Origin of the sequence: Enterococcus xiangfangensis (assembly GCF_005405365.1) — a bacterium.
GTDB classification, from domain to species: domain Bacteria; phylum Bacillota; class Bacilli; order Lactobacillales; family Enterococcaceae; genus Enterococcus_A; species Enterococcus_A xiangfangensis.
This window is the reverse complement of record NZ_BJDX01000005.1, coordinates 122122-148334: the sequence shown is the minus strand read 5'-3', so window position 1 is coordinate 148334 and position 26213 is coordinate 122122. Positions and strand designations below refer to the sequence as shown.

The following is a 26213-nucleotide window of genomic DNA, read 5'->3' as shown; positions in this document are numbered from 1 at the left end:
ACTCCTAGTTTCTATAAATTCACTTCATTTTTTTCATGCCTTTTCCCTCATCATGCTGCCGTAACATTCAGCAGAATCGGCAATCTGAGATAGCGTAACTTTTTTTAGCCGAAATTGCGAAAGATATCTCAAAAAAATCTGCTTCTATGATTAAATTCTAAAGAGGAAAACACTAACAAATTCATTTTATCGATACAGGGTGATTACAGCTTTTCTGAAAAAAATATGCTATGCTTGGAAAGAATTCTGCAGAAAAAGAGGGATCGGAATGGAAGGGGAAAACAAGAAGCGGATTTTGTTGCCGCGCTACCAACAAGTAGCAGTAGAAATCGCTGAACGAATCGCCGATAAACGATATCAAGTAGGAGAAAAGATCCATGCACGTTCGACATTGGCCAGTAATTTTAATGTCTCGCCAGAAACGGCGCGCAAAGCGATCAATGTTTTAGTAGATCTTGGGATCATGGAAGTCCGCCACGGCAGCGGAGCCTACGTCCGTTCGCGGGAAAAAGCGCAAGTTTATTTTGAAAAGTATCAAGATGTGCAATCGATCCAAGAAATAAATACCGAAATCCAAGCTCGTGTCGAAAAACAGAAACAAGAGTTGGATTCTGTTAGCAAACTGTTGAATCAATTGATCTTACAAACAAAACGCGTCCATAATGTTGCGCCGTTTGTCCCTTATGAATTGACGCTGACAGAAGCCGCGGCACACTTGGAAAAAACGATCAATGAGTTGAATATTTGGCATGAAACCGGTGCGACCATCATCGCAATCCAGCAAAAAAACGAATTGTTGTTGTCTCCTGGACCTTACGCCAAGATCTGTGCCGGCGACACATTATTTTTTGTCGGCAATGAATTGGTTTTGCAACGGATGCAGCATTTGTTCTATCCAGATAAATAATTTAGTCCAAAAGAAAAAGCTGCGGTTTTTTCTTTTTTTGTTTGCAGAAAATTTTCATCATCTTTTTTGACAAAAGTGACCACATGATGTTAAGGTTGTATGGTCACTTTTAAGAGGAGGATATGTTTTTGAGTAAAGTTAAGGTAGAACATCTGACTAAAATCTTTGGTAAGAAACAGCAACAAGCCCTTGCGATGATCCAAGAAAATCGCGCAAAGACTGAAATTTTAGAACAAACAGGTGCAACTGTTGGTGTGTATGACGCAAATTTTGAAGTCAATGAAGGAGAAATTTTTGTTATTATGGGACTTTCCGGTAGCGGAAAATCCACACTGATCCGTTTATTAAATCGCTTGATCGATCCAACTTCAGGGGAAATCTACATCGATGGAGAAAATATTGCCAAAATGGATAAAGAAGCACTGCGAGAAGTGCGCCGCCATAAAATCAATATGGTTTTTCAAAACTTTGGTTTGTTTCCTCATCGGACGATTTTAGAAAATACAGAATACGGACTTGAAGTGCGCGGCGTACCAAAAGCCGAGCGTCAAGCTAAAGCAGAACAAGCATTAGAAAATTCTGGTTTATTGAGCTTCAAAGATCAATATCCCAATCAATTATCTGGCGGAATGCAGCAGCGAGTAGGCTTGGCACGAGCCTTAGCCAATGATCCTGAAATTTTGTTGATGGACGAAGCGTTCTCTGCGTTGGATCCGTTGATTCGCCGTGAAATGCAAGATGAATTGTTAGACTTGCAATCAAATGTACAGAAAACGATCATCTTCATCACGCATGATTTGAATGAAGCTTTGCGAATCGGTGATCGAATCGCATTGATGAAAGACGGCCAAATCATGCAGATCGGTACCGGCGAAGAAATTTTAACCCATCCAGCCAATCAGTATGTACGCGATTTTGTTGAAGATGTGGATCGTTCAAAAGTGTTAACTGCACAAAATATCATGGTTCCGGCATTTACGACAAATATCGAAGTCGATGGACCCAATGTCGCGTTGAATCGAATGCGTAAAGAAGAAGTCAGCATGCTTTTAGCAGTAGATCGCAAACGAAAATTAAAAGGCAGTCTGACGGCAGAAAAAGCGTTAGAAGCTCGTAAAAATAATTTAACGTTGAAAGAAGTCATCGATAAAAATGTCCGTCGGATTCCTAAAGATATGCTGGTCACGGATATTTTCAATCTGATTTTTGACTCGCCGGCACCGCTGGCGGTAGTCGAAGGCGATCGCTTAGTGGGCGTCGTCATTCGCGGCAGTGTGTTAGAGGCATTAGCCAATACAGAAGCGGAAGAGGTGGAAATCCATGGTTAATTTTTTACAACAATCCTTACCTGTTGCTGATTGGGTCGAAGGATTTACTAATTGGCTGACTGGAACGTTTGCCGGACTATTTTCTGTCTTGCAGCATGCGGGACAATTTTTGATGGATGGAATGACCAATCTATTAACAATGATTCCACCGTTATTATTTATTCTTGTTTTGACTGTTATCGCCTTTTTTATCTCGAATAAAAAATGGGGACTGACGAGTTTTACATTGATTGGGTTATTGTTTATTTATAATCAGGGATTATGGATCGATCTGATGAGTACTGTTACATTAGTTCTTTTATCTAGTCTATTGTCGATTATCATCGGGGTACCGCTAGGAATTTTGATGGCTAAAAATGAAACAGCTAAAAAAATCATCACACCGGTTTTAGATTTCATGCAGACGATGCCGGGATTTGTCTATCTGATTCCAGCGGTTGCTTTCTTTGGAATCGGAATGGTACCTGGGGTATTTGCTTCTGTGATCTTTGCATTACCGCCGACCGTTCGTTTTACTAATTTGGGAATCCGTCAAATTCCTAAAGAATTGATCGAAGCTTCGGATTCATTTGGCGGAACCGGAAAACAAAAACTGTTTAAATTAGAATTACCGTTAGCTAAAAGTACGATTTTAGCCGGGATCAACCAAACGACAATGTTAGCTTTATCAATGGTTGTGATCGCATCGATGATCGGTGCTCCCGGTCTAGGTCGGGGCGTCTTATCTGCTTTACAGCGTGCACAGGTCGGAAATGGCTTCGTCAATGGCTTGGCGTTAGTGATTTTAGCCATTATCATTGACCGGTTTACACAAAACATCAACAAACCAAAACAACACGCGGTTGAAAAGAAACCAAAAACAAATAAGAAAAAAATTGGGATCATTGCGGGTGTAGTCGCGGCAGTAATCGTGTTCGCTTCATTTGGCCTTAACGGAATGTCTAAAGAAACAAAAGGCACAATCAACCTGACCTATGTTGAATGGGATTCAGAAGTCGCGTCGACACATGTGGTCGGCGAAGTCTTAAAAGAGATGGGCTACGACGTCAATCTGACACCGCTAGACAATGCGATCATGTGGGAATCTGTAGTAAAAGGCGAATCGGATGCGATGGTCGCTGCTTGGCTGCCAAATACCCACAAGTCACAATATGCTCAATACAAAGATCAAGTAGATGATCTTGGTGTCAATTTAAAAGGTGCCAAAGTCGGAATCGTTGTACCAGACTATATGGATGTGGATTCGATCGAAGACTTGACGGACCAAGCCGATAAAACAATCACGGGAATCGAGCCTGGTGCGGGTGTAGTCACTGCAGCAGAGAATACAGTGAAGACTTATCCAAACCTTGCAGATTGGAAAGTCTCAACATCCTCTTCAGGCGCTATGACCGTTGCACTCAATCAAGCAATCAAAAAGAAACAACCAATCGTCATTACAGGCTGGTCTCCCCATTGGATGTTTGCCAAATATGGATTGAAATACTTAGAAGATCCAAAAGGCACGATGGGAACAGCAGAAGCCATTCATACGATGGCCCGCAAAGGATTGGAAAAAGATCAACCTGAAGCGTACAACGTATTAAATAATTTCCATTGGAAACAAAAAGATATGGAAAGTGTCATGTTAGCAATCAATGAAGGCAAAGATCCTTCCCAAGCCGCAAAAGATTGGATCAAAGACCACCAAAAAGAAGTTGCAGAGTGGAAGAAATAAAATATGTAAAAGCATGCTGATTCTAAAGAATCTGCATGCTTTTTTCTAAGATAATTGACTGATTACCAAAATAGTTCCGATAACTTATGATTTTCACTATGGTATTTTTATATGTACTATAAAATTTGAAAGTATTAGATAACTGTGAAAATCTGTGACATATGTTCCGAAAATGACACAGACATAACATTTTGTAAATATTAGTTTGTGAACAAAATCATTTTATTGAAAGCGTTGACACTCAGCGTGATAACTTTTATGATGATATTATGTCATATGTTAAATGGTATAGCATATGACAAAAAACAACACGGCTAGGAAATATTCGCTTTAGGAGGGAATAAAAAATGAGTTATTCTGACGATGCACGATTACTGACAGAGATCGCTTCGATGTATTACGAGGAAGGCGCTAAACAATCAGATGTTGCAAAAAAGTTTAACATCAGCCGTTCACTAGTTTCCAAGTATTTAGCAAAGGCACGATCTTTAGGATTAGTAGAAATCATAATTCACGATGATTTAATTCACCCATATCGTTTATTAGAAGAAAAGTTGACAGAGAAGTATGGTTTAACGGAAGTAATTTGTATTGCACCTGTGGGAGCTGAGATGCTAAACAAACGAATTGGTATTGCGGCGGGAAAATACTTGTCTCGAATTTTAAAAGGAGATGAGACAGTTGGTGTTTCAGCAGGCATGGCGGTTCACGAAACAGCACAAAATTTCTTGCCAAAAAATCAAATGGACGATGTTCGTTTTATTCCGTTAGTTGGTGGTTTAGGTCAAGAGCATACAGCATTACAAGCAAATGTAGTCTGTGAGATTTTTGCACGTAAGAGTGGTGGTTCAGTGCTAGAACTACATGCACCGATTACCGTAGATTCTGCCGAAGCAAAAAAAGTTTTTATGAAACAGTCGTTCATCAGGAAAGTTTTTGATAAAGGAAAAAAAGCCGATGTTGCATTAGTTGGAATCGGTGGCCTACCAGCATATTCCACGATGACTAAAGCGTATTTGCCAAATGAAGAAGTACCTTTAAGAAAGGAACTATCTGCTGGCAATGTGTCGGGAGATATTTGTTACAACTTTATTGATGAGGAGGGCAAACTAGCAGACTGCACTTGGAACGATCAGGTTTTGGCGATTAGTCTAGCAGAACTCAAGAAAATTCAAAAACGTATTGGTGTATCTGGGGGAAAAGAGAAAGTCAGTGGAATCCGTGCTGCGTTAAAAGGAAAATTAGTTAATATTTTGATCACCGATGAAGAAACAGCTAAAACATTACTAGATGAAGATAAATAAAAATGGAGGCGCATAGATGATGGTAGCAACAAAAAATATCTCAATTCCAAATCGAGCGGGTTTGACGGATAAGAATTTGGTAGAACTTTATCGAAGAATGTGGGAAATTCGGTTCTTTGATGAGAAAGTTGACCAGTTATTTGCCAAAGGGTTAATTCACGGGACAACACACTTAGCGGTTGGTCAAGAAGCAACAGCAGCTGGCAGTGGTGCTGTTCTGCGAAAAACAGATTGGATCACTGCTACACATCGCGGCCATGGACAAACAATTGCTAAAGGGACGAATATCAATGAAATGATGGCGGAACTATTCGGCCGCACAACAGGTACGAATAATGGTAAAGGCGGATCTATGCACATTGCCGATCTTGATACAGGAAATCTTGGAGCAAATGGTATCGTAGGGGGAGGATTCCCAATCGCTACCGGCGCGGCTTTAACTTCAAAACTTAAAAAAAAGGATGCGGTTGCATTAGCATATGCTGGAGACGGCTCAACCAATGAAGGCAGCTTCCATGAATCATTGAATTTAGCCTCTATTTGGGATTTACCGGTCGTTTTCTTTATTGAAAATAATCAATATGGCATGAGCGGACCATTCAAAACGATGATGAATGTCGAACGTTTATCTGAACGAGCAAAAGCTTATGGAATCGAAGGGATAACAATTGAAGGAAATGATGTTATTGAAGTAATTAATACAACTTATGATGCGGTGGAAAAAGCACGTCGAGGGCAAGGACCAACGTTAATTGAAGCAATGACTTATCGCTGGAAAGGACATTCGAAATCTGATGCGAAAAAATATCGTACAAAAGAAGAGGAAGAAGATTGGCGTAAAAATCATGACCCAATCAAATTGGCTCGTGAAAAATTTGTTACAGCGGGACTCTTTACTGAAGAAGAGGCGGAAGAGATTCGCTTAGCTGCAAAGCAAGCGATTGAAGATGCAGTAGCCTTTGCGGAAGAAAGTCCAATGCCAGTAATTGAAAGCATGTATGAAGACGTTTATTCCGAGTAGAAGAAGTGGATGCCAGTTTTACTTTCTACTTTAGTAGATTATTAAAATAGTAGACGTGGTGAAAATCAGATTTATTTTTCTTTTAGAAAAATAAATACTTCAGTATGAAATAGGAGGAGAAAAAATGAGAGAAATCACGTACGCGGAAGCGGTCAGAGAAGCGATGTCTGAAGCAATGCGAGAAGATGAAGATATTTTCATGTTAGGGGAAGATATCGGTGTTTATGGAGGCGCTTTCGGGGTAAGCCGCGGTATGGTAGAAGAATTTGGTGAAGAGCGAATTCGCTCAACTCCAATCTCTGAATCTGTGATTGCTGGTGCGGCAGTCGGTTCAGCAATGACAGGGATGCGTCCGATTTTTGAAATTCAATTTTCAGATTTCATTACAATTGCACTAGATCAAATAGTTAATCAAGCAGCGAAAATTCGCTATATGTATGGTGGAAAAGCGAAAATTCCTTTAGTAATGCGAACTCCTGGGGGGTCTGGAACAGGTGCGGCGGCACAGCATTCACAAAGTTTAGAAAACTGGACAGCTCATGTCCCGGGGCTGAAAGTTATTCAACCAGCGACTGCATATGATGCAAAAGGATTACTGCATGCGGCGATTGAAGATAATAATCCAGTAATGTTTTATGAACACAAGCTTTGCTATCGAACAAGTTCAGATGTACCGGAAGGAAAGTATACAATTCCGATTGGCGTAGCAGATATAAAAAGAGAAGGAACAGATATTTCCGTTGTAGCTACAGGAATCATGGTTCATAAAGCATTGGAAGCATCAGATATCTTAGCAAAAGAGGACATTCAGATTGAAGTTGTTGATCCACGAACATTGGTGCCATTAGATAAACAAACGATTATTGAATCAGTTATTAAAACAGGTAAGGCAGTCGTGGTAACGGAAGCAGTAAAACGTAGTGGTTTCAGTGCTGAACTAGCTAGTGTGATTGCAGAAGAAGAATGTTTTGATTTCTTAGATGCACCAATCATTCGTTTAGCAGGCAAGGAAATTCCGATGCCTTATCATCCAGAGCTCGAAAAAAAAGCCGTTCCTCAAGTAGAAGATATTGTTGAAGCTTGTCGTGGATTGATGGCATAGGAGGGATAAAGATGGCGAATGAAGTATTGATGCCAAAGTTAAGTTCCACAATGGACGTTGGAACAATCACAACTTGGTTAAAAAGTGAAGGTGATTCCGTAGAAATCGGAGAAGCAATTTTTGAAGTGATGACTGATAAAATCGCGATCGAAGTGGAAGCCTATGATGAAGGGATTTTACTCCGAAAATACATCGGTGAGGGTGAAAGTGCTCCGGTGAATTCAGTGATCGCCTACATCGGTGAAGTGGGTGAGAACGTTCCCTCGAAAATATCCGAGGTTGAAACAGCAGGCAAGGAAGAAAATAAATATGATGAAGTAGTGGAAGCAGCTGAATCGGACGAGGAAACAATGGTTGCGACAAAAAAAATTCGAGCAACGCCAGCAGCTCGACGAATTGCACGGGAAAAAGGAATCGATTTACAAAAAATTCAAGGAACAGGGCCGAAAGGACGAATCCAATCATTAGATGTAAAAGACTACCAAGAATCTATAACTGCATCAATGCCGACAACACAAGCAACTGAAGACGAGCTGATTCCTTGGAGCGGTATGCGTAAAGTAATCTCAGACAAGATGTCAGAAAGCAAGCACACGATCCCGCATGTCACAATGAATGCGGAAGTCGATATGACAAAAGTGATCGAACTACGGGAGCAATTATTGCCAATGGTAGAAGAATGTACTGGTGAACGGTTGTCTTTCTTAGAAATTATTGCAAAAGCGGTGATGGTTGCATTGAAAGCATACCCAGAATTCAATGCCAATGCCTATGAAGACGGTATTCAGCAATTTGATCATGTTAATCTTGGAGTAGCAGTAGCAGTAGCAGTTACTGATGGTTTAGTAGTACCTGTCATAAAGCAAGCTGATCAAAAAGGCTTGAGTGAGTTGACTGTAGCAGTAAAAAACATAACGAAAAAAGCACGGGACGGTCAATTGATGCCGAAAGAAATGAGTGGAGGAACCTTTACAATCAGTTCATTAGGTCGTAGTAAAGTTCAAACATTTAATCCAATCATCAACTTACCAGAAGTGGCAATTTTGGGGATTGGCGGCAGTTATGAGAAATTAGTTGTAAAAGATACATCAGAAAGTTCTCAAGTTGCGACAATTACTGCATTAAATCTATGTCTATCCTTCGATCATCGGGTCGTAGATGGTGCACCAGCTGCAGCATTTTTAAGTATGATCGTTGACCTGTTAGAAAATCCAATGAGCTTGTTGTTATAGGAGGCACCGAAATGATAAAAAAAACTGAAACAGTCGTAATTGGTGCAGGACCTGGTGGTTATGTAGCAGCAATTCGGGCGGCGCAATTGGGACAAAAAGTCACCGTGATAGAAGCTGATTATATTGGTGGTGTGTGTTTGAATGTAGGATGTGTTCCATCTAAAGCATTGATCACAGCAGGGCATCGTTATCAAGAAGCACAGCACTCTGATTTTCTAGGATTAAGTGTCAAATCAGCAGACCTAGATTTTACTAAGACACAAAAATGGAAGGACCAGCAGGTTGTAAAAATACTAACATCAGGTGTTGAGATGCTTTTGAAGAAAAATGGTGTGGACATTATTATGGGGTATGCCAAATTCACTGGTCCACAGAGTCTAACGATTGCAACAAAAATGGGTGAAGAGAAACTGGAGTTCAAGCATGCAATCGTTGCAACAGGCAGCCATCCAATCGAAATTCCTGGTTTTTCCTTTGGTAGCCGTGTAATAAATTCTACTGGCGGACTAAACTTAAAAGAGATTCCAAAGAAATTGATTATTATCGGTGGTGGAATAATTGGCTCAGAGCTTGGCGGCGCTTATAGAAATCTTGGCTCAGAAGTAACAATTATTGAGGGGAGTTCAAATATCCTACCAAGTTTTGAAGCAGATATTCAAAAGATTGTTGCACAACGTTTTAAACAAAACGGTGTGAAGATTTTTACAGATGCACAAGCTAAAAAAGCTGTAGAATCTGTAAATGGTGTAGTCGTAGAATTCGAGGCTGAAGGTAAGATACAAACTATCGAAGCCGATTATGTGATGGTGACAGTCGGTCGGAGGCCAAATACGGAAGGCATAGGCTTAGAAAAAGCTGGTGTCAAATTGACTGAGCGGAAATTAATCAAAGTTGATGAACAATATCGGACCTCGCAAAGAACTATTTTTGCGATTGGCGATATTGTAGAAGGGTTAGCACTCGCTCATAAAGCAAGTTACGAAGCAAAGGTTGTAGCAGAAGTAATTGGTGGGAAAAATGTGGCGAAAGACTATCGAGCAATTCCGGCAATTTGTTTCACTGATCCAGAAGTTGCAATTGTAGGTTATACTTTGTCAGAGGCTAAGGAATTAGGAATTAAAGCTAAGACTGCGAGCTTTCCAATGCAGGCAAATGGGCGTGCCTTATCCTTGAATGCTACCGAAGGGTTTGTCCGGTTGGTCTTTGAAGCAGAGACAGAATTAGTTTTAGGTGCCCAAATCGTTGGAGTTAACGCTAGTGATCTAGTGGCTGAGATTACTTTAGCGATTGAATCATATTTAACTTTAGAAGATATTGCTCTAACGATTCATGGCCATCCAACGTTATCAGAAATGGTTATGGATACTTGTGAAGTTGGATTAGGGCTACCAATTCATATATAGCAAAAAGGTATGTTGAATATTCGACATACCTTTTTGTGTATCTAATTTTTTATAGAGTGTAAATTGCAATATAGAAAAATATCCAAAGTAATTCATGATATCTAAAATGTAGCTAGACCCTGTGTGTATGGTATCGATTTATATTTTCATGGCTCTAGAAATCATATTCCTTAATAATATTGCCCGTAGTTTATTTCTTCCCTAATTCTTCGTCTTTGCGGATGGTTGCGTCGATTCCTTTGATCACAGTGGAGATGAAGCCGTGGTCTTCTAATTCGACAATGCCAGCAACGGTTGTTCCGCCGGGAGAGCTTACGCGGTCGATTAGGGTCCACGGATTTTCTTTGCTCTGAGCCAACGTTTCTGCACTGCCTAAAATGGCTTGGGTCGCCATTTCTAAAGCAAGGTCTTTTGGCAAGCCGTTTTTCACCGCAGCACGAGCGATGGAATCGATAAATAAAAAGGCATAGGCGGGAGAGCTTCCAGCGATCGCTGTGAAGATGGAAAAATATTTTTCTTCTAGCGGCCAAGCTTTGCCTACAGCGTTAAACAGGTCGATGATTGTTGATATATCTGCTTGTGTGGCACTTGTGTTTCCACAAACAGCGGCTGCGCCTTCGCCGACCATTGCGTTCATATTCGGCATCACACGGACAATCCGAATCGGCTGATTGGTCTCAAAGACTTCATAAATCGTTTCGGTACTAGTTCCAGCGGCGATGGAAACGATCAGCGGATCATTTTTTAAGATTGCGTCTTTTGCGGTGAGTAAAACGCCTTTGATGACGTTCGGTTTGACCGCTAAAATCAAAGTGTCAACGGTTTCGATAACTTCTTGCGGATTTTCCAATGCGTGTGCGCCAACTTCTTTTGCAAAGGCTTGGACTTTTTTAGTTGAGATATCGTATAGATAAATGTCTTCTGGTTGACTGAAACCTTTTTGGATAATTCCTGTAACGATTGCCGTCGCCATATTGCCGGCACCGATAAAACCAATTTTCATGTTTATTCCTCCCGTTTTTTGCAGCTAGTTTTTAAGCTACAAAATTAAACTAATGATGAAAGTGTTTGAATCAAATGTTTAAAATTTGAAAAAATGGTACAATCAATAAAGTAAGTATATGCTGTTAGGCATTTATTTAAAATAGTTTAGAAACAGAAGAAAGTGTTTGATTCTAAGGTGGGAAGTTCATTGGATGTAACAGCGACACAATATGCTGATTTTTATCGATTCCTAAAAACATTGGATTGCTATTTAGACGACAATGGTAAAATGCTCGGTGAAGTTCGGCGTTTTACAGAAAATCCGCAACGAGAAATTGCAGCCTTCGTGACTAAAAAAACATGTGATCAGATTTGTGTTCCTACAGGTTTTATTCGGATTTTATACATGATAAAAGGTTCGACAGTTGTTAGAACAGATAACTCAGCAGCGACACTAAACGCGGGAGGACTGATCGTAACAAATACTGCGGCAAACCTTTCTTACAGCGGAGATGTTGATTCTGAAGTACTCGCCTTTTATTTCAAGCCGAGTTATTTCACTGAGTCGTTGCTGGGACAATTTTTCGAAGAACCGCTGCTTTATCGTTTTTTTATTGAGGCGTTAAGCGAGGAGTTTAGCGGCATTGGTCGTTATTTGGTCTATGATTTTACTGAGGAGACGGATGTCCATTTTTATGCGTTACTATTGTTGAAACAAATCGTCAAAATGGCTTATTTTAATAATAAAGTAACCAAATCAGCGTTTGTGCTCTTGATCGTTGAGATCAGTCAGGCGGCGCCGGAACGTTTAGTCGCTAAAGATGATATTGTTTCGAATGGACAGTTGACTGAAGAAATCTTAGCATACATCGATGCACGATTAGAACAAGTGACATTAGCAGAAGTTGCGCAGAAATTTCATTTTCATCCCAATTATTTGTCCAATTTACTAAAGGAAAAAACGGGTCAATCGTTCACCGAAGTTGTTTTATTTCGAAAAATCGAGCGATGTAAAAGTTATTTAGCACAGACAGAATTGACGGTGCAAACGATTGTGGAACGCTTAGGCTATAAAGACAAAGCCTTTTTCTATAAACGTTTCAAACAGATCGAAGGAGTCACGCCGAGTCAGTATCGAAAAAACGAGAGGAAGAAAATGAATGTATGAAGAAATTTTTGCCGAAGTTCAGCTGACTGTTGCAGAACAGCCAATCGAATGGGTTGATGGCTTGCCGTTTTATCGTGGACACATCAAAGAACTGCCTTTTATCACTGGCGCAGGTCCATCAAAAAAAGCGATGTATCGCCAATTGGCTGAGCAATACCAAGAATATGTAGCCTTGAACCAAGTTGAGGATAAAGAGGAGGAAATGACGTCTTCTTTATTGACGGCTGATCAGTTGTTGAAATACTATGACGGTGAAACTTTTGACGGGTTTTCGTTAGGCGATTTATTGAAAGAGTAGAGCAAATTTATATCGCTTTTTAGTTATTTTCGCTAAACTAGATGAAAAGGCTATTATGAATAAGGAGCTGAATGGATGTCGCCGATTGAAATTTACATCAACGATGCTGAAAAAGGGCAACAAGCTTTGCTGAAAGAGCTTTATCAGCTCATCAAAGAAATCGTTCCAGCAGAAACAACTGAAAAAATTTCTTATGGGCTGCCGACTTTTTACTTAAAAGAAAATTTGGTCCACTTTGGCGCGATGAAAAAGCATTTGGGATTTTACCCGACACCTAGCGTGTTGACGGCTTTTCAAGAACAGTTGAAAGACTACAAAACTTCAAAAGGTGCCGTGCAGTTTCCGTATGAGCAAGAATTACCGATCGAGTTGATCAAAAGAATGGTTCATTTTCGTTTAGAAGAGGTGGTGACTAACGATGCTTAAAGGAATCGAAATCATGTTGTATGTCAATGATGTCGCTGCTTGTGCGGCTTTTTGGCAAGAAGGATTGGGTGGAACGATCCGCTCGCAGCAAACGATGGTCGATGGCTCGCAGCAAGTAACGGTAGAATTGTTTGAGTCGGTCCAGTTAGTTTTGTTTGATCGGCGATTCATTGCGGAGTATTCTCCGGAAGTCGTCGATAATTTCCCTTCATTATTATTAAAAGTATCGAACTTGGAGGGCTATCATGAGCGACTGCAAAAGATCAGTCCAGTGGTAAATCCAATCGTAGAACAAGCAGGCAAAAAATTATTCAATTTTTCAGATCCTGAGAATAATTATTTTGTCTTGAGTGAAGAATAATCAGAATTAACACAGCAGTATCCAATTTTCGAATGCGGCAACCATGTGGGTGTGACAAAATTCTTGTCACGCCTTTTTTTCTGGATCAATGGTGTTTTAGCAGCATCTTTAGAAACACGCTGAAATTTCATAAAAATTTGAACAGCGATTTTTGAAAAGACCTGCTTATTTCTTAAAGCGGCTCACTTTTGATCCGCTTTCTTTTTTTTGAAAACGATTTGACAGTCCCCTTTGAATAATGTACTGTTTATTGGATGAATATCATCAAACTGTTAGTTGATTTAAGTTAAATTCCTTGTGGATTGCTGTATTATTTTATAAGGAAAAAGCGCTTTATTATTAAATTGTCAAAGGAGAAAATCATGGTACAAATTTTGTTGGGATTGCTAGGCGTCCTATTAGTTTATTATCTTTTTTATTTTATTCGCGATTTAGCTGCGGAACGAGGAAATTGGGGCAGCGGAAACGCCATAGTCTCAGGAGTGATCGGTCTGGTGACTGATGCGATGGATACGTTAGGAATTGGAAGTTTCGCTCCGACGACGATGTTGTTGGAAATGACGAAACAGTTAGACAATGACCGCAAACTACCGGGAACATTGAATGTCGCCCACACGGTTCCAGTAATTATCGAAGCATTTATTTTTATTACCGTTGTAAAAGTGGCACCGTTGACATTATTCTCGCTAGTTATTGCTGCAATCGTTGGTTCCTATGTAGGTTCTAAAACAGTCAGCAAACTGCCAGAGAAAAAAGTACAGTTCTACATGGGGATCGCTCTGATCATCACGGCTGGCTTGATGGCTTTGAAACAATTAGGCTTGCTTGATATGTTAGGAACAGGAAATGCGTTGACTGGCTTGACGGGAATCAAATTGATCATCGGGATCGTTGGAAACTTTATCTTAGGTGCGTTGATGACAATCGGTGTTGGTTTGTATGCACCATGTATGGCTTTAGTTTATATGTTGGGCTTGAATCCATTAGTCGCTTTTCCAATCATGATGGCTTCATGTGCGGGCTTGATGCCAGTTGCCGGCGTGAACTTCATCAAATCTGGTGACTATGCACGAAAAGTTAGTTTGGCTATTACAATCGGTGGGATTATCGGCGTCGTCATTGCGACTAGATTCGTTACTGGATTAAACATGGATGTTTTGACTTGGATCGTGATCGCAGTAGTTATCTACTCAGGTGTCACCTATATTCGCAAAGGCTTGCGTTAATTACAGTTCGGACGGTTACAAAAAAATTTTAAAACCGCTCGACCCCTTTCTCAGTTTGAGGAAGGGGTCTTTTTCTGCTTGCAAATTTTGTTTGAATAAATATTTTGAAATGTTTACAATAAGGATGATTTAAGGAAAAGAGGCGATTTCATGGAATTAATGAGCGATGACTTTCAATTATTTGAACGTGATTTTTTTGCCTTCAAACAATTAAAGGAATTTTATTCAATAGAAGAAGTGGAACAAATAAAACAAGAGTACAAAGAACACTGGCAAAAGTGGAAAGCATGGCAGCAAGCTGTTGCTAAGGAGCTGCCGACAGAATACCATATGGAAAAACCCAAAATTGAAAGTTGGACCAATGGATGGAATTTACGGAATCATTTTTGGAGCGCCTATCGTGATCCGCAACACAGAAATCAAAATGCCTGTTTGGCCGCATTGTTAAATAGAAAACAATTTCAAGTCTATTTGATGTTCCAACATTATAAAAGCGACGAACGGGCAGGGAGTTTAGCCGAATACAATAAATTGTTGACCAGCTTACATGAATGGAGCAAAGGTGTGGCAAATATTGAGGACTATTATATTTGGCCGCAAGTAGAACATGAATTAGACGATCACTTGCCGCTGACAGAATTTTTAGCCGACAACAACCAGCCGCAAAAATTACAAGCAGCAATGCAAGATCGCAGTTTCCAATTAGGAAAATTAACATTTAAAGCTACACCGAGCATCGTCCAAGAAACGGTGCGAACATTAGAAGAACTTGCGCCTTTGTATTTTGCATTAAGTTGATCTGGGTATCAAAGGATTTTTTCAAAGTTTTTTCAACAAGTGCTGTGAAATATTTAGGTTATGCGTATAATGAATAAACAGCATGTAAAGGAGAGCCGTATATGAAGGAATTAGACTTATCTAAATCTTTATTCGAATTGGTCACGCTTTATCCTGAAGTTAAGGATTTAATGTATAAATTAGGTTTTGACGCGATTGCAAAACCGGGAATGTTGCAAACGGCAGGCCGCTATGTGACGATCCCTAAAGGAGCAAAAATGAAACATATCCCGATGGAACAAATCATCGAAACATTTGAAGCAAATGGCTTTACAGTGAAGGGAGTGGTTTAATGGAACGAACAAGAGAACAGCGCCAAGAAAGAATCGTAGAGATCTTGTCGCTGCTACACAAAGGCGGTTCATTTGAAGAAGCTAAAGACTTATTCAACCAAGAATTTGAAGGGGTGGATGTCACTGAGATTACTGCAGCCGAAAAGGCGCTGATCCAAGGTGGCTTGAATCCGCAAGAAATTCAAAAATTATGCAACATCCATGCGGCAGTCTTCAAAGGATCGATCAATGAAATCCATCGTTCCAATTTAGAACACGAACAGCCAGGACACCCGATCCATACACTGAAATTAGAAAATCAAGTCTTGCAATCTTTATTGACAGATGAAATCGATGGTCTGTTAGTAAAGATCAAAGCAGGGGATTGGTCGCAAAAAGATCGCTTGCTACGTGCATTAGGAGATCTGATGCAGATCGATAAACACTATGCTCGCAAAGAAACACTGATTTTTTCTTACATGGAAAAATATGGAATCACAGCGCCGCCTAAAGTTATGTGGGGAGTGGACGATGATGTTCGTGACCAAGTCAAAGCATTAATCCAATTAGTCGCTTCAGAAAAAGTTGCTTATAACCCGCTAGCTGAAAAATGGGAAGAAGCTAAAAATGAAATTGAAGAGATGATTTTTAAAGAAGAAGAAATCATGGCACCCATGACACTTGATGTTTTTAGTTTGAAGGATTGGGAAAAAATCGCCGAAGACAGCTTTGATATCGGTTTTGCTTTCATTCCAGAACCGCTTCCATGGAAAGCCAGCAAATCCGCATTAGAAAAAGAGCAAGAACGCGAACCAGCCCGCCAGCTGGCGATTCAACAAGCAAAAGAAACAACTGAAGGAATCGCGGCAGGTCTTGCTGAAGCTGAGGAAGCCGTGCTTGAAGAGCATTATGATTGGGAAAATGAAACGTCAGCAGAAACAATCGTTTTACCGACTGGAACTATGAAGTTGGAAGAAATGATTGCGATGTTCCAAGTATTGCCAGTTGATTTGACTTTTGTAGATAAAGACGACCGCGTTCGCTTTTTCTCAGAAGGCAAAAATCGTGTCTTTCCACGGACAAAATCTGTTGTCGGACGTGAAGTTGTGAATTGTCATCCGCCAAAAAGTATGCATATCGTTCAGCAGATTTTAGATGATTTTCGTTCGGGTGCTCGCTCAGAAGCCGATTTTTGGATCGATATCCGCGGTAAGAAAGTCTATATCCGCTACTTTGCATTAAAAAATGAACAAGGCGAGTATCTTGGTTGTTTAGAAGCAACGCAAGATATCACTGAGATCCAAGCAATCAAAGGCCAAAATCGTTTGTTGGATGGAAAAACAGAATAAAAATCAGTAGAGTTCTCGTCACAACGGGAACTCTTTTTTTGATTCGAAACAATTAGTTTAAAGTATCCGCGGATTTTTCGATAATGGTCAAATAAAACAAGCAAAACTTGATAGAGGTCAATTTGTTAAACCCAAAGAACCGTTAGAATAAGAGTATCAAATGAACGAGGAGGAAACAGTCATGCAAAAAGTAATTATCCAATTAGGAACATTAACGTGTCCATCATGTATGCAAAAAATCGAAAATGCGGTGGGTCAACAATCAGGTGTCGATAAAGTCAAAGTTTTGTTCAATGCCAGCAAGGTCAAAGCGGATATTGAACCAGATAAGACTAGTCCAGAAGCCTTAAAACAAGTGATCGAGAATTTAGGTTATGAAGTAGAAGGAATCAAAGTAAAGGAGTTGGCATAAGATGACGATTGAAGAAAAGTATCAAGCAGAAAAAATCAAAAGCGATCAAGATCACCACACCCCGACAGCTGGCGCGATGATCAGCCATATTTTGTCCAATTTATTTGTTCACAGAGTCAAATTACGACAAGCTGATTATTATTTGAAAGGATCTGTCCGGGGGTTTGCAGAACCTAAGCTAGCAGCTATGATCGCTGAAGAAGATCAGTTATTTGACGAATTGAGTCAGAAGGTGTTAGATGAAGGGGAACTGATCCCAACGACTTTGGCTGAGTTTACAGAGTATGCCATGATCAAAGACAGCGGCAAGTTGAAATATGAAGATGCCGAAACGATCCTTAATGAGATCGTGGCAGATTTAGCTACACAAAACTTGTTTATCACTCGCGGAATCGTGTTGGCCGAAAAAGAAGGGAAATTTGGGTTAGCTGAATTTCTAAAAACATTGTATGCTTGGATCAAACATCAAGTCTTAGTTTGGCAACGTTACTTAGGAAATGACGTAACCGAGCTTGAAGAGGACGAAGACGATTAATTGAGGAGGATTTCCATGAGTCAAGAACACCTATGCGTTTCTTTAGTACCATTATTCAATCATCTGGAGGTAGCAGATCAAAAAAAGATCCACGCGCTGGTCAAACATCGGATGGTAGATAAAGGTGAGCAGATCTTCACACCTGACGGCGAGAAACAGCTGGTCATCGTTGCTCGTGGAAATATGAAAGTGTACCAGCTTTCTTCCAATGGAAAAGAACAAGTTTTACGGGTAGTAGAGCCGGGTGAATATGAAGGGGAAAACCAATTATTTGGCGTGCAAAACGATGCGCTGTTCGGCGAAGCGTTAGAACCTACCGAAGTTTGTATTTTAAGACAGCAAGATTTTTCTAACTTGTTATTGAAATATCCGCAGTTAAGTCTAAAACTATTAGAAATCAACGCGACAAAGATGGTGAAGACAGAACAGCAGACCCAGTTTCTGATGATGGAAAAAGTCGAGGAACGTTTAGCGACATATTTACTTGATTTGGCAAAAGTAGCGGAATCTAACGAATTAGTCTTGCCGATGAAAATGAAAGAGTTGGCTTTGTTTTTAGGAACGACACCAGAGACATTGTCGAGAAAACTAAAACTGTTAGAAAGCAAACAGTTGATCAGTCGTAAGAGACGAACCATCACTTTGTTAGATCGAGATGGATTAGAAGATCTATAGTTTTTCAATCAGCAAAAAAGGTTGTGACAATTTTTGTCACAACCTTTTTTTTGCGATTATTCAAATGCTTGATTGACGTCTTCTAGCATCATTTTAGCAGATTCTAGTCCACCGCCGCTTAAATACCAAACGTCGGGCTGCAATGTAATGACTTTATTATTTTTACCAGCAGTTGTTTGAGCAACCAATTCATTGTCCGCAACATTGTTGTCGCTAGTATCGCCGCCGATCGCTTTTGTTCGATCCACGACAAAGATGATTTCTGGGTTTTTGTCTAAGACATATTCATAAGCGACACTTTGTCCGTGAGTAGAGGCTTTGATCGTATCATCTGCTTCTGTAAAACCAAACGTATCATAAATGATTCCAAAACGGGAATCTTTTCCATAAGTAGAGAGTTGGCCTTCATTGATCAAAACTGTCAAAGCTTTATCTTGGCCTTCTTCTGCTTTAGTTTTTGTTTCTTTGATGTCTGCTTCTAGTGCAGATAATTGTTTTTCAGCCATTTTTTCTTTGTCAAAGATTTGTCCTAGTGTCAAAACGTTTTGTTTAATCGAATTCCAAGTATCAGAAGTATCCACAGCTAAATACATCGTTGGTGCGATCGCTTTTAATTGCTCTAGAAAATCACTTTGCCGACCAGAAATAATAATCAAATCGGGTTTTATCTGATTGATTTTTTCTAAATCAGGTTCTTTGATCCCGCCGGCCGATTCCACTTTTTTATAATCTTTTAAATAAGTTGGCAAATTATCAGTTGCTGCCGCTACGACTTTACCGCCGACCCCCAAAGCATCCAAAGTATCTAGCGAGCCGTTATCGAAAACGACGACTTTTTCCGGATTTTTTGGAACGGTCACTTTGCCATTAGAATCAGTTACTTCGATGGTTTTTTCTGTACTTGTGCTGTTAGTTGTATTGGCCGAACTATCCGTCTCAGCGCTATTGGTCGAACCGCAGCCCGCCAATCCTAGACTCAGTAGGGCAATCGACAATCCAACGATATATTTTTTCATTTTGTTTCCTCCTAGTTTCTGTATGATGTATTGTTTTTATAAAACGAGTTCCCAAATAATGACTAGTTATCATTTTTTAGTTGAAATACATGCAAAAACGTTTGCCGTCTAGTTCGCAAATCTTGATATCCATTTCGTATAGTGCATTCAAAATCTGCGGTTGGATCATTTCATCGGTCGTTCCATGGGCAAAAATTTGACCGGCTTTCATCGCAACGATCTCATCGGCATAACTGGCCGCAAAATTAATATCATGAATGACCAGCAGTATGGTCTTATGATCCTCTGCTACTAAACGCCGCAAAGTCTGCATAAGATGGACCGCATGATTCATATCTAAGTTATTCAGCGGCTCATCCAGTAAAATATAATCTGTATCTTGTGCCAAGATCATGGCGATGTATGCCCGTTGCAGCTGCCCACCAGATAAAGTGTCGATCATCGCATCTGCCATTTCATTTAATCCTAGTTTTTCTAAAGCATAATCGATCCAAGTTCGATCTTCAGCCGATAAGCGACCTTTTGAATATGGGAAGCGGCCAAAACTGACCAATTCACGGACAGTGATCCGCAAATTGACGCCGTTGCTTTGTTTTAAGATCGATAATTTTTTTGATAATTCATTGGAGCGCCAAGCTTTCACTTCATTATGATCGAGGTAAATTTGTCCCGCGTCGATCGTGATCAATCGGCTGATCATTGAAAGCAGGGTGCTTTTTCCAGCGCCGTTAGGTCCGATAAAAGCAGTCAGCTGACCTTCTTTGATCGGTAAGCAGATCTCGGAGATCACTTTTTTTGTTCCATAATTTTTTGACACGTCGTTGATATCGATCATTTTTGTCTCCTCCGCTCATAAATAATTTTCCAGATAAAATACAGTCCGCCGATGAATTGCGTAACGACGCTGACTGTCGTTTTTAATTGAAAAACTTGTTCAACTAAAAATTGGCTACCAACTAAAAAAATGATTCCGAGTAAAATCGCGGTGGGAAATAGATAACGGTGACGATACGTCGGCATCAATTGGTAACTGATATTCGCGACGATGAAACCTAAAAAGGTGATCGGTCCAACTAAAGCAGTCGCGGTCCCAGTCAAAAGACTGATCAAAAACAATAACAAAATCTGAAATTTATTGAGGGAAATCCCTAAATTGGTCGCTTGGTCACTACCTAAATGCAAAACATCCAAATAATGATTTGCTGCAAATAAAACAAGTGATCCCAGCAAAATGATCCCAGCCGCCCAGTTCAGATGGACGGTATTGATATTACTGAAGCTGGCAAAAAGTCGACCTTGTAGCAGATCATATTCATTCGGATCCATCATCACTTGCAAGAAATTACTCGTACTGCTGAATAAAGTTCCTAAAATCATGCCTAGCATCAACAAGATAAATAAATCATTTTGCTGGCGTTTCAATAATAGTTTCGCGAGTAATAAACTCACGAGTGCCATCAATAAAATACTGATCAAAAAAGTCGCCGTTTGTTTTTGGACCAACATATTGACACCGCCCACGCTGAAAAACAGCAGCGTTTGGATCAAAACGTACAAGGAGTCTAGACCAAGAATATTGGGTGTCAAAAATTGATTTTGGGTCATCGTTTGAAAACTAACCGTAGCCATTCCCGTTGCCAAAGCGACCAATAGAAAAGCAGCAATTTTTTTTCCGCGCAGCATCCATGCAAATTGAAAATTTCCATAAGTATTATAAGTTAAATAAAATCCACATAAGAGTACCGCAAGAATGAAGAGGCTAAGCAATAGCAGCAATTTTTTTGGTCGAAAAGTGTTCATGCGTGCCGCCTCCTTACCAACAAATAAATAAAGATTAGACTGCCTAAAATGCCTACGGTCAAGCTGACGGGAATTTCATAAGGCGCAATGACTATACGTGAAAGAATATCGCAAAACATCAGAAAGAGGCTGCCGCATAATGCAGTGATCAATAAATTTTGTTTTACATGATCGCCGTAAATCAGCGAGACGATATTTGGCACGATCACCCCTAAAAAAGGAACAGTCCCGACCATGATCAAGACTAATCCGCTGGCAGCGGCAACTAGCCCAATCCCAAAAAGTTGGATCAAAGGATAATTGATCCCTAAATTAACCGCTAAATCTTCACCCAAACCAACGATTGTGAAGAAATAAGCAAATACATAAATAATAAAAAATAGCGGGATCGTCAGATAAAGCAATTCATAGCTGCCTTTAGCCACTAACGAAAAATTTCCTTGCAGCCACGAGGACATATTTTGAATCAATTGAAACTGATAGGCAAAAAACGTAGCGACTGACCCAACGATGTTACCGAACATCACACCTAACAGCGGTAGAAAGATGGGATCTTTTGTTGGAAGCAAACGACTCAATGCTAAAAAGATCATCGTTCCGAAAAAGGCGAAGATAAACGCTGCAAAAGTTCGAACGGTAGTAGAAGCATTGGGTAAAAAAAGCATCACGATCAAAATTCCTAAGCGCGCGCTGTCCATTGTCCCAGCAGTTGTCGGTGAAACAAATTTATTTTGAGTCAGGTGCTGCATGATCAATCCACAAACACTCATCGTTGCTCCAGCTAAAATCAAACTAACAGTTCGAGGAATCCGCGTGGTCAAAAGAATCAGCCATTGCTGAGAGTCACCTTGAAGTAACGCTTGCAGCATCAAATCTTTTACCCCAATAAAAATCGAGAGAGCGCTTAACAAAATTAATGCAAAAAAAATTCGGCTTCGTCTCAATCACTCACCTCTTTCATAAATGATAATGATTCTCATTCTCTTTAATTATAAAGTTTAGGGGAAAAACAAAACAAATGCAAGTTGTTTTTAGCAAAAAGGAATCTTCTTTTCATAACAGATGAGGTTCCGATGAACTATTCAGTAGAATAAATGAAAGAGAATAGCTAGCGATTTTGTTTTAAATGAATGGTAGAGAAAAATAAATTAAGTGACAAATAAGGAGGTAAAAGGTTTTTCCTTGATTAGATCTAAGTGTTATTTATTATTATTCTTAACGGCTGTAAGAAAGCGTATTGCGATTAAATTTTTTCATTGTTATGAGAAGCGTCCTTGAAAAAAATCCAATCAGTAAGAACCGGTACAAGCAAAAATTAGTCTGTTTTATCAGACATACTTCTAGCCATGGAATTTAAAGAATTCTTTTTTAAAGACTGTTTTTGGCAACAGCTATTGACAGACCTACATCATTTTAGGTACCGTTAACAAAACGGTTGTGAATGCGTTATCATGAAGCGGAGGAATGTTCAATGTTTGATTTGAATGGAAAAGTAGCAGTGGTAACCGGTGCAAGCAGCGGGTTAGGTCGCGATGCGGCAATCGCCTATGCAGAAGCGGGAGCAAATTTAGTTTTATTAGCGAGACGCTTGGAACGATTAGAAGAAGTAGCAGCAGAAATCAAAAAAATGGGACGCGATGTGTTAGCCATCAAAATGGATGTAACCGATGAAGCCAATGTCAAAGCCGGGATCCAACAAGCATATGATTATTTTGGTCAGCTGGATATTTTATTGAACAACGCAGGGATTGCCGTGCGCGGCGGAGTAGACTCTTTATCAGTGGAAGACTTTGATAAGTCGATGGATGTCAATGTGAAAGGAATTTTTTTAGTCAGCAAATATGTAGTGAAACATATGATCGCTAATAATTATGGTAGAATCGTCAACATCGCTTCGATCAATGCAATCATGGCGGATAAAGAAGACCTATTTATTCGCCACTCGTATAATGCCAGCAAAGCCGCAGTCTTAGGGGTGACCAAAGGCATGGCGGCTAGTTATGGAAAATATAATATTACTACTAACGCTATTGGGCCTGGTCTATTTGAATCCGAGATGACCTCAGATACTTTATTCAAATCAGCTGATTTCTTAAATCTATATCAGAAATTGAATCCAATGAGCCGTCCGGGAAAACACAAAGAACTGAATGGAACAATTCTTTATTTCTCAAGTGAAGCATCAAGTTATACGAATGGGCAATTTATCGTTGTTGATGGTGGTATGTCGATTGTTTAAAGCAAATTTAGAAGGACGTGTGACAAAAACTTTGTCACACGTCCTTTTTCCCAATAAGTGAGCAATGTTTTTTTAAAACAAGTCGAAAATTATCAAAGCTAGCCGCTTTTATCACAGCATTAGCTATTTTATAAAAAAATTCCTTTTTTACCGGGATATTTGCTACAATTAATAAATAATTCTTGTATTATTAAGTAGTTGAAATCAAGGTTAAAAGAACAGGGTGAGATAAATGAAAAATTGTCCTAAGTGTGGTCACGAAAATCTGGCAGGTGCTCGTTTTTGTGAAGAATGCGGACAGGTGTTTGAAGGGGAAGATTCTAAAGAAACAAAAATTTTACAAGAGGAGTTGCCGGCAAAGAAATCGGGCGATGAACAAGTTTGTCCTAATTGCGGAAAAACGGTGCCAACGAATGTTGCGTTTTGTCCCAACTGCGGGCATGGATTAAAAAAAGTGATCAGACCAACGGCTTCTGTGAAACGGTCGTTATCAAAGAAACAAAAAACTGGATTGGGTGTGGGATTGGCCGTTTTTATATTATTAGTGGGCAGTTTGATAGTTGGTCATCATTATTATAGTTACCCGCAACAGTTGAGCCGTTTTGCAGCGACTTTTAAAACACAAGATCCAGATAAGATCGCAGAGATCACTACTTCAGAAGATCCAAACTACAACGTATCGGCGACCGCGCTCAAAAAATTTGTCAGTTATTATCAAGAAGACGCGCATAAGAAAGATTTTGCTAGCTTTTTGAACGATCTGAAAAATGATCCGAGCCAGTTAGCAGATTTTTCGATTCAGGAAAAAGGAAAATTTTTTGGCTTGTTTCCTCGTTATCAGTTAGTGATTCAGCCTGTTTATTTGACGGTTGCGACAGATCAAGCAGATATGCGACTAGCGTTGGACAATAAAAAGTTGGCCACTTCTAAAGGTCATGATTACCAAACGACTTTTGGACCGCTGACACCGGGAAGTTACCAAGTTGAAGGAGATTTAGCCGGCGAAAAAGCGGTCTCTACTCAAAATTTGGTTCGCTATCATAATTCTGACTTCGAGACCGATAGTCATCTTACAATCAATTTGCACAAGATCTCTTTCAAGGTCACTTCGAATATCGATGGGGCAAAAGTTTTACTGAATGGGAAAGAAGTCGGAACGATCAGCAATGGACAAGCAGAGATCAAAGATGTCGTTTGGCATCAAGGATTGGATGTTCAGCTATCCTTTACTGCGGCAAATGATCAGCTGAAAAGTGATTCGTATCAAATTGGCGACAACGAATATTTGGCTGATGAGTACAATGAAGACAGCTACACTTCAGAAATCAATTTAGATTTTGCCGATGTTCAATCAAAAGCCGATGTTCAGAACTACTTGGATAGTTTATATAGTGATGTAGCTTCATACACTTCAACGTACAGCGATTTTGGTGCATCAGAAAAAAGCGAATTAGCCGAGCATTTCGTTAACGGACTGAACAATACAGAGGAAAAAGATTTTGAGAAATTTATCAACGATATTCGGACGAGTAAAAATAAATCACGAGTCGACGCCGAAGCCGAAGTAGAAACCTTCAGTATGACAGGAAAAGATACCTATACCGTGCAATATTTGATTTATTACGACACAATCTATCTTGATGACACCGCTGATGTGAACCAAGTCTTCCGTTACAAAAAAGCCACGCTCCATTATAACGAGGACGAAGACAAGTTTCAGATCGACAATCTTGGCGGTGTAGAAAACTTTGAGACCGTGGATAATGGAAATTAAAAAATGGATGCCAAGTACGGCATCCATTTTTTAATCTTTATTTTTCTTCTCTGACCAATGCAAGGCGAGATAATAACCAGTAATACCCATACCAATTAAAAAGCATGCGGCATCGAAACTATTTATGTCTGGTTTGAAGAGGGCATCGAGGATCACGACAATCAACCAATTCGTGGTGCCCCATAATACATTTGTGGGAGCAGAAGCGGCTTTTTTCCAAGGAACATCCCATCTTTCAGCGGTAATTCCTTTGATAAAATGTGGAATACCATTCGCGAACAGCATACCTAAAACGATACAAATAATTGAATCCATCGTATTTTTCTCCTTCTTACATGTTCAATTTGTAGTATACCTCTTTCATCATTATTTTTCTGCCTATTTTTAAAAGAAACTTCTATAAATTATAACGCTGGATAAAAAAATGGAGTGGATTTCTCCACTCCGAAAAAATATTTTGGCAACTGATCGATTATGGCGTGTTTAGTTTCCGCCCATCAGGAAGTCAAGGACATTCCAGCCGTCGGAAGTCGCATTGCGATAAAGCTCTGTATAACCACAGCGATTACAGCTGATGGTAGTAAATTTTTTGTTTTGGACGTCGAACATTTTTGCAAAATTTCCGCCAGTTGCTTGGAACTGATCGGAAGTGTATTCTTGTCCGCCACACTTATCACAAACATATTGTTTCCGTTCCATCTTCTCCACACTCCTCTTTGATGAGTTGATTATAGCAAATTTATGCAGATCTTCCTCCGTCTTTAGGAGTATTCTTAGAGACAAATGGGTGGCTGAGTGCGGATTCATCATTGAAATGGCATGATTTA

The 26213-nt window shown here is 39.8% G+C and carries 28 protein-coding genes; 21 read left to right on the top strand and 7 right to left on the bottom strand.

Annotated features, from left to right (window positions below; genetic code table 11):
- Positions 1–268: 268 nt before the first annotated feature.
- The 8 genes from FFM68_RS07810 to lpdA all read left to right on the top strand — a co-directional run bounded on the left by FFM68_RS07810 (position 269) and on the right by lpdA (position 10014).
- On the top strand, positions 269–907 hold the full coding sequence (locus FFM68_RS07810; protein ID WP_137618818.1) for a GntR family transcriptional regulator: 639 nt from the start codon (positions 269–271) through the stop codon (positions 905–907).
- Positions 908–1035: 128 nt separating this feature from the next.
- Positions 1036–2235, top strand: a complete 1200-nt coding sequence (locus tag FFM68_RS07805; protein ID WP_137618817.1) for a quaternary amine ABC transporter ATP-binding protein — start codon at positions 1036–1038, stop codon at positions 2233–2235.
- Positions 2228–3952 (top strand): ABC transporter permease/substrate binding protein, encoded by a 1725-nt coding sequence (locus FFM68_RS07800; protein ID WP_137618816.1) that lies wholly within the window; start codon positions 2228–2230, stop codon positions 3950–3952. Before FFM68_RS07805 ends, FFM68_RS07800 begins: the two co-directional genes overlap by 8 nt.
- A gap of 347 nt (positions 3953–4299) precedes the next feature.
- The gene (locus FFM68_RS07795; protein WP_137618815.1) at positions 4300–5256 is read left to right on the top strand and encodes a sugar-binding transcriptional regulator; all 957 of its coding nucleotides are present in this window, start codon (positions 4300–4302) and stop codon (positions 5254–5256) included.
- A gap of 16 nt (positions 5257–5272) precedes the next feature.
- Positions 5273–6277 carry a thiamine pyrophosphate-dependent dehydrogenase E1 component subunit alpha gene (locus FFM68_RS07790; RefSeq protein ID WP_137618814.1) on the top strand — a complete coding sequence of 335 codons (1005 nt, stop codon included), beginning with the start codon at positions 5273–5275 and terminating at the stop codon, positions 6275–6277.
- A 124-nt stretch (positions 6278–6401) separates the two neighbouring features.
- Entirely contained in the window at positions 6402–7379 is a 978-nt protein-coding gene (locus FFM68_RS07785; RefSeq protein WP_137618813.1) for an alpha-ketoacid dehydrogenase subunit beta, read from the top strand.
- 11 nt (positions 7380–7390) lie between these two features.
- Entirely contained in the window at positions 7391–8611 is a 1221-nt protein-coding gene (locus tag FFM68_RS07780; RefSeq protein ID WP_137618812.1) for a dihydrolipoamide acetyltransferase family protein, read from the top strand.
- Positions 8612–8622: 11 nt separating this feature from the next.
- A complete protein-coding gene (gene lpdA / locus FFM68_RS07775; RefSeq protein WP_137618811.1) occupies positions 8623–10014 on the top strand; it encodes a dihydrolipoyl dehydrogenase in 1392 nt (463 codons plus the stop codon).
- A gap of 190 nt (positions 10015–10204) precedes the next feature.
- On the opposite strand, the gene proC is transcribed toward lpdA, so the two are convergent.
- The gene (gene proC / locus FFM68_RS07770; protein WP_137618810.1) at positions 10205–11017 is read right to left on the bottom strand and encodes a pyrroline-5-carboxylate reductase; all 813 of its coding nucleotides are present in this window, start codon (positions 11015–11017) and stop codon (positions 10205–10207) included.
- A 189-nt stretch (positions 11018–11206) separates the two neighbouring features.
- Here proC and FFM68_RS07765 point away from each other — a divergent pair, with 189 nt between their 5' ends.
- From FFM68_RS07765 to FFM68_RS07715, 11 genes are all read left to right on the top strand, one after another.
- Positions 11207–12166, top strand: coding sequence for a helix-turn-helix domain-containing protein (locus tag FFM68_RS07765; RefSeq protein WP_137618809.1), 960 nt, complete (start codon positions 11207–11209; stop codon positions 12164–12166).
- Complete coding sequence (locus tag FFM68_RS07760; protein WP_137618808.1) at positions 12159–12464, top strand: hypothetical protein; 306 nt, start codon at positions 12159–12161, stop codon at positions 12462–12464. The genes FFM68_RS07765 and FFM68_RS07760 overlap by 8 nt, the downstream gene beginning before the upstream one ends.
- A 75-nt stretch (positions 12465–12539) precedes the next feature.
- The gene (locus tag FFM68_RS07755) at positions 12540–12890 is read left to right on the top strand and encodes an iron chaperone (protein WP_137618807.1); all 351 of its coding nucleotides are present in this window, start codon (positions 12540–12542) and stop codon (positions 12888–12890) included.
- On the top strand, positions 12883–13251 hold the full coding sequence (locus FFM68_RS07750; RefSeq protein WP_137618806.1) for a VOC family protein: 369 nt from the start codon (positions 12883–12885) through the stop codon (positions 13249–13251). The genes FFM68_RS07755 and FFM68_RS07750 overlap by 8 nt, the downstream gene beginning before the upstream one ends.
- A 362-nt stretch (positions 13252–13613) precedes the next feature.
- Entirely contained in the window at positions 13614–14477 is an 864-nt protein-coding gene (locus FFM68_RS07745; RefSeq protein WP_137618805.1) for a sulfite exporter TauE/SafE family protein, read from the top strand.
- A 150-nt stretch (positions 14478–14627) separates the two neighbouring features.
- Positions 14628–15275 carry an HI_0552 family protein gene (locus tag FFM68_RS07740; protein WP_137618804.1) on the top strand — a complete coding sequence of 216 codons (648 nt, stop codon included), beginning with the start codon at positions 14628–14630 and terminating at the stop codon, positions 15273–15275.
- A gap of 101 nt (positions 15276–15376) precedes the next feature.
- Positions 15377–15607: a DUF1858 domain-containing protein gene (locus tag FFM68_RS07735; RefSeq protein WP_137618803.1), complete on the top strand. Its 231-nt coding sequence runs from the start codon at positions 15377–15379 to the stop codon at positions 15605–15607.
- Positions 15607–16935, top strand: a complete 1329-nt coding sequence (locus FFM68_RS07730) for a DUF438 domain-containing protein (RefSeq protein WP_137618802.1) — start codon at positions 15607–15609, stop codon at positions 16933–16935. The genes FFM68_RS07735 and FFM68_RS07730 overlap by 1 nt, the downstream gene beginning before the upstream one ends.
- Before the next feature lie 181 nt (positions 16936–17116).
- Entirely contained in the window at positions 17117–17347 is a 231-nt protein-coding gene (locus FFM68_RS07725; protein ID WP_137618801.1) for a heavy-metal-associated domain-containing protein, read from the top strand.
- 1 nt (position 17348) lies between these two features.
- Positions 17349–17882: a ferritin-like domain-containing protein gene (locus FFM68_RS07720; RefSeq protein WP_137618800.1), complete on the top strand. Its 534-nt coding sequence runs from the start codon at positions 17349–17351 to the stop codon at positions 17880–17882.
- A gap of 15 nt (positions 17883–17897) precedes the next feature.
- Positions 17898–18557, top strand: a complete 660-nt coding sequence (locus tag FFM68_RS07715; RefSeq protein WP_137618799.1) for a Crp/Fnr family transcriptional regulator — start codon at positions 17898–17900, stop codon at positions 18555–18557.
- 56 nt (positions 18558–18613) lie between these two features.
- Here FFM68_RS07715 and FFM68_RS07710 read toward each other — a convergent pair whose 3' ends face one another.
- The 4 genes from FFM68_RS07710 to FFM68_RS07695 form a co-directional block, all read right to left on the bottom strand.
- Positions 18614–19573, bottom strand: a complete 960-nt coding sequence (locus tag FFM68_RS07710; protein ID WP_137618798.1) for a siderophore ABC transporter substrate-binding protein — start codon at positions 19571–19573, stop codon at positions 18614–18616.
- Between the two features lie 76 nt (positions 19574–19649).
- Positions 19650–20408, bottom strand: a complete 759-nt coding sequence (locus FFM68_RS07705) for an iron ABC transporter ATP-binding protein (protein ID WP_137618797.1) — start codon at positions 20406–20408, stop codon at positions 19650–19652.
- Positions 20405–21373 (bottom strand): iron chelate uptake ABC transporter family permease subunit, encoded by a 969-nt coding sequence (locus FFM68_RS07700; protein ID WP_137618796.1) that lies wholly within the window; start codon positions 21371–21373, stop codon positions 20405–20407. The genes FFM68_RS07705 and FFM68_RS07700 overlap by 4 nt, the downstream gene beginning before the upstream one ends.
- On the bottom strand, positions 21370–22317 hold the full coding sequence (locus FFM68_RS07695; RefSeq protein ID WP_137618795.1) for an ABC transporter permease: 948 nt from the start codon (positions 22315–22317) through the stop codon (positions 21370–21372). Before FFM68_RS07695 ends, FFM68_RS07700 begins: the two co-directional genes overlap by 4 nt.
- Positions 22318–22844: 527 nt before the next feature.
- Here FFM68_RS07695 and FFM68_RS07690 point away from each other — a divergent pair.
- Complete coding sequence (locus FFM68_RS07690) at positions 22845–23612, top strand: SDR family NAD(P)-dependent oxidoreductase (protein ID WP_137618794.1); 768 nt, start codon at positions 22845–22847, stop codon at positions 23610–23612.
- Between the two features lie 232 nt (positions 23613–23844).
- On the top strand, positions 23845–25386 hold the full coding sequence (locus FFM68_RS07685; RefSeq protein ID WP_137618793.1) for a zinc ribbon domain-containing protein: 1542 nt from the start codon (positions 23845–23847) through the stop codon (positions 25384–25386).
- A gap of 30 nt (positions 25387–25416) precedes the next feature.
- On the opposite strand, the gene FFM68_RS07680 is transcribed toward FFM68_RS07685, so the two are convergent.
- Both FFM68_RS07680 and FFM68_RS07675 read right to left on the bottom strand, forming a co-directional pair.
- Positions 25417–25701, bottom strand: coding sequence for a hypothetical protein (locus FFM68_RS07680; RefSeq protein ID WP_137618792.1), 285 nt, complete (start codon positions 25699–25701; stop codon positions 25417–25419).
- A 168-nt stretch (positions 25702–25869) separates the two neighbouring features.
- Positions 25870–26085, bottom strand: coding sequence for a zinc ribbon domain-containing protein (locus tag FFM68_RS07675; RefSeq protein ID WP_137618791.1), 216 nt, complete (start codon positions 26083–26085; stop codon positions 25870–25872).
- Positions 26086–26213: the final 128 nt, after the last annotated feature.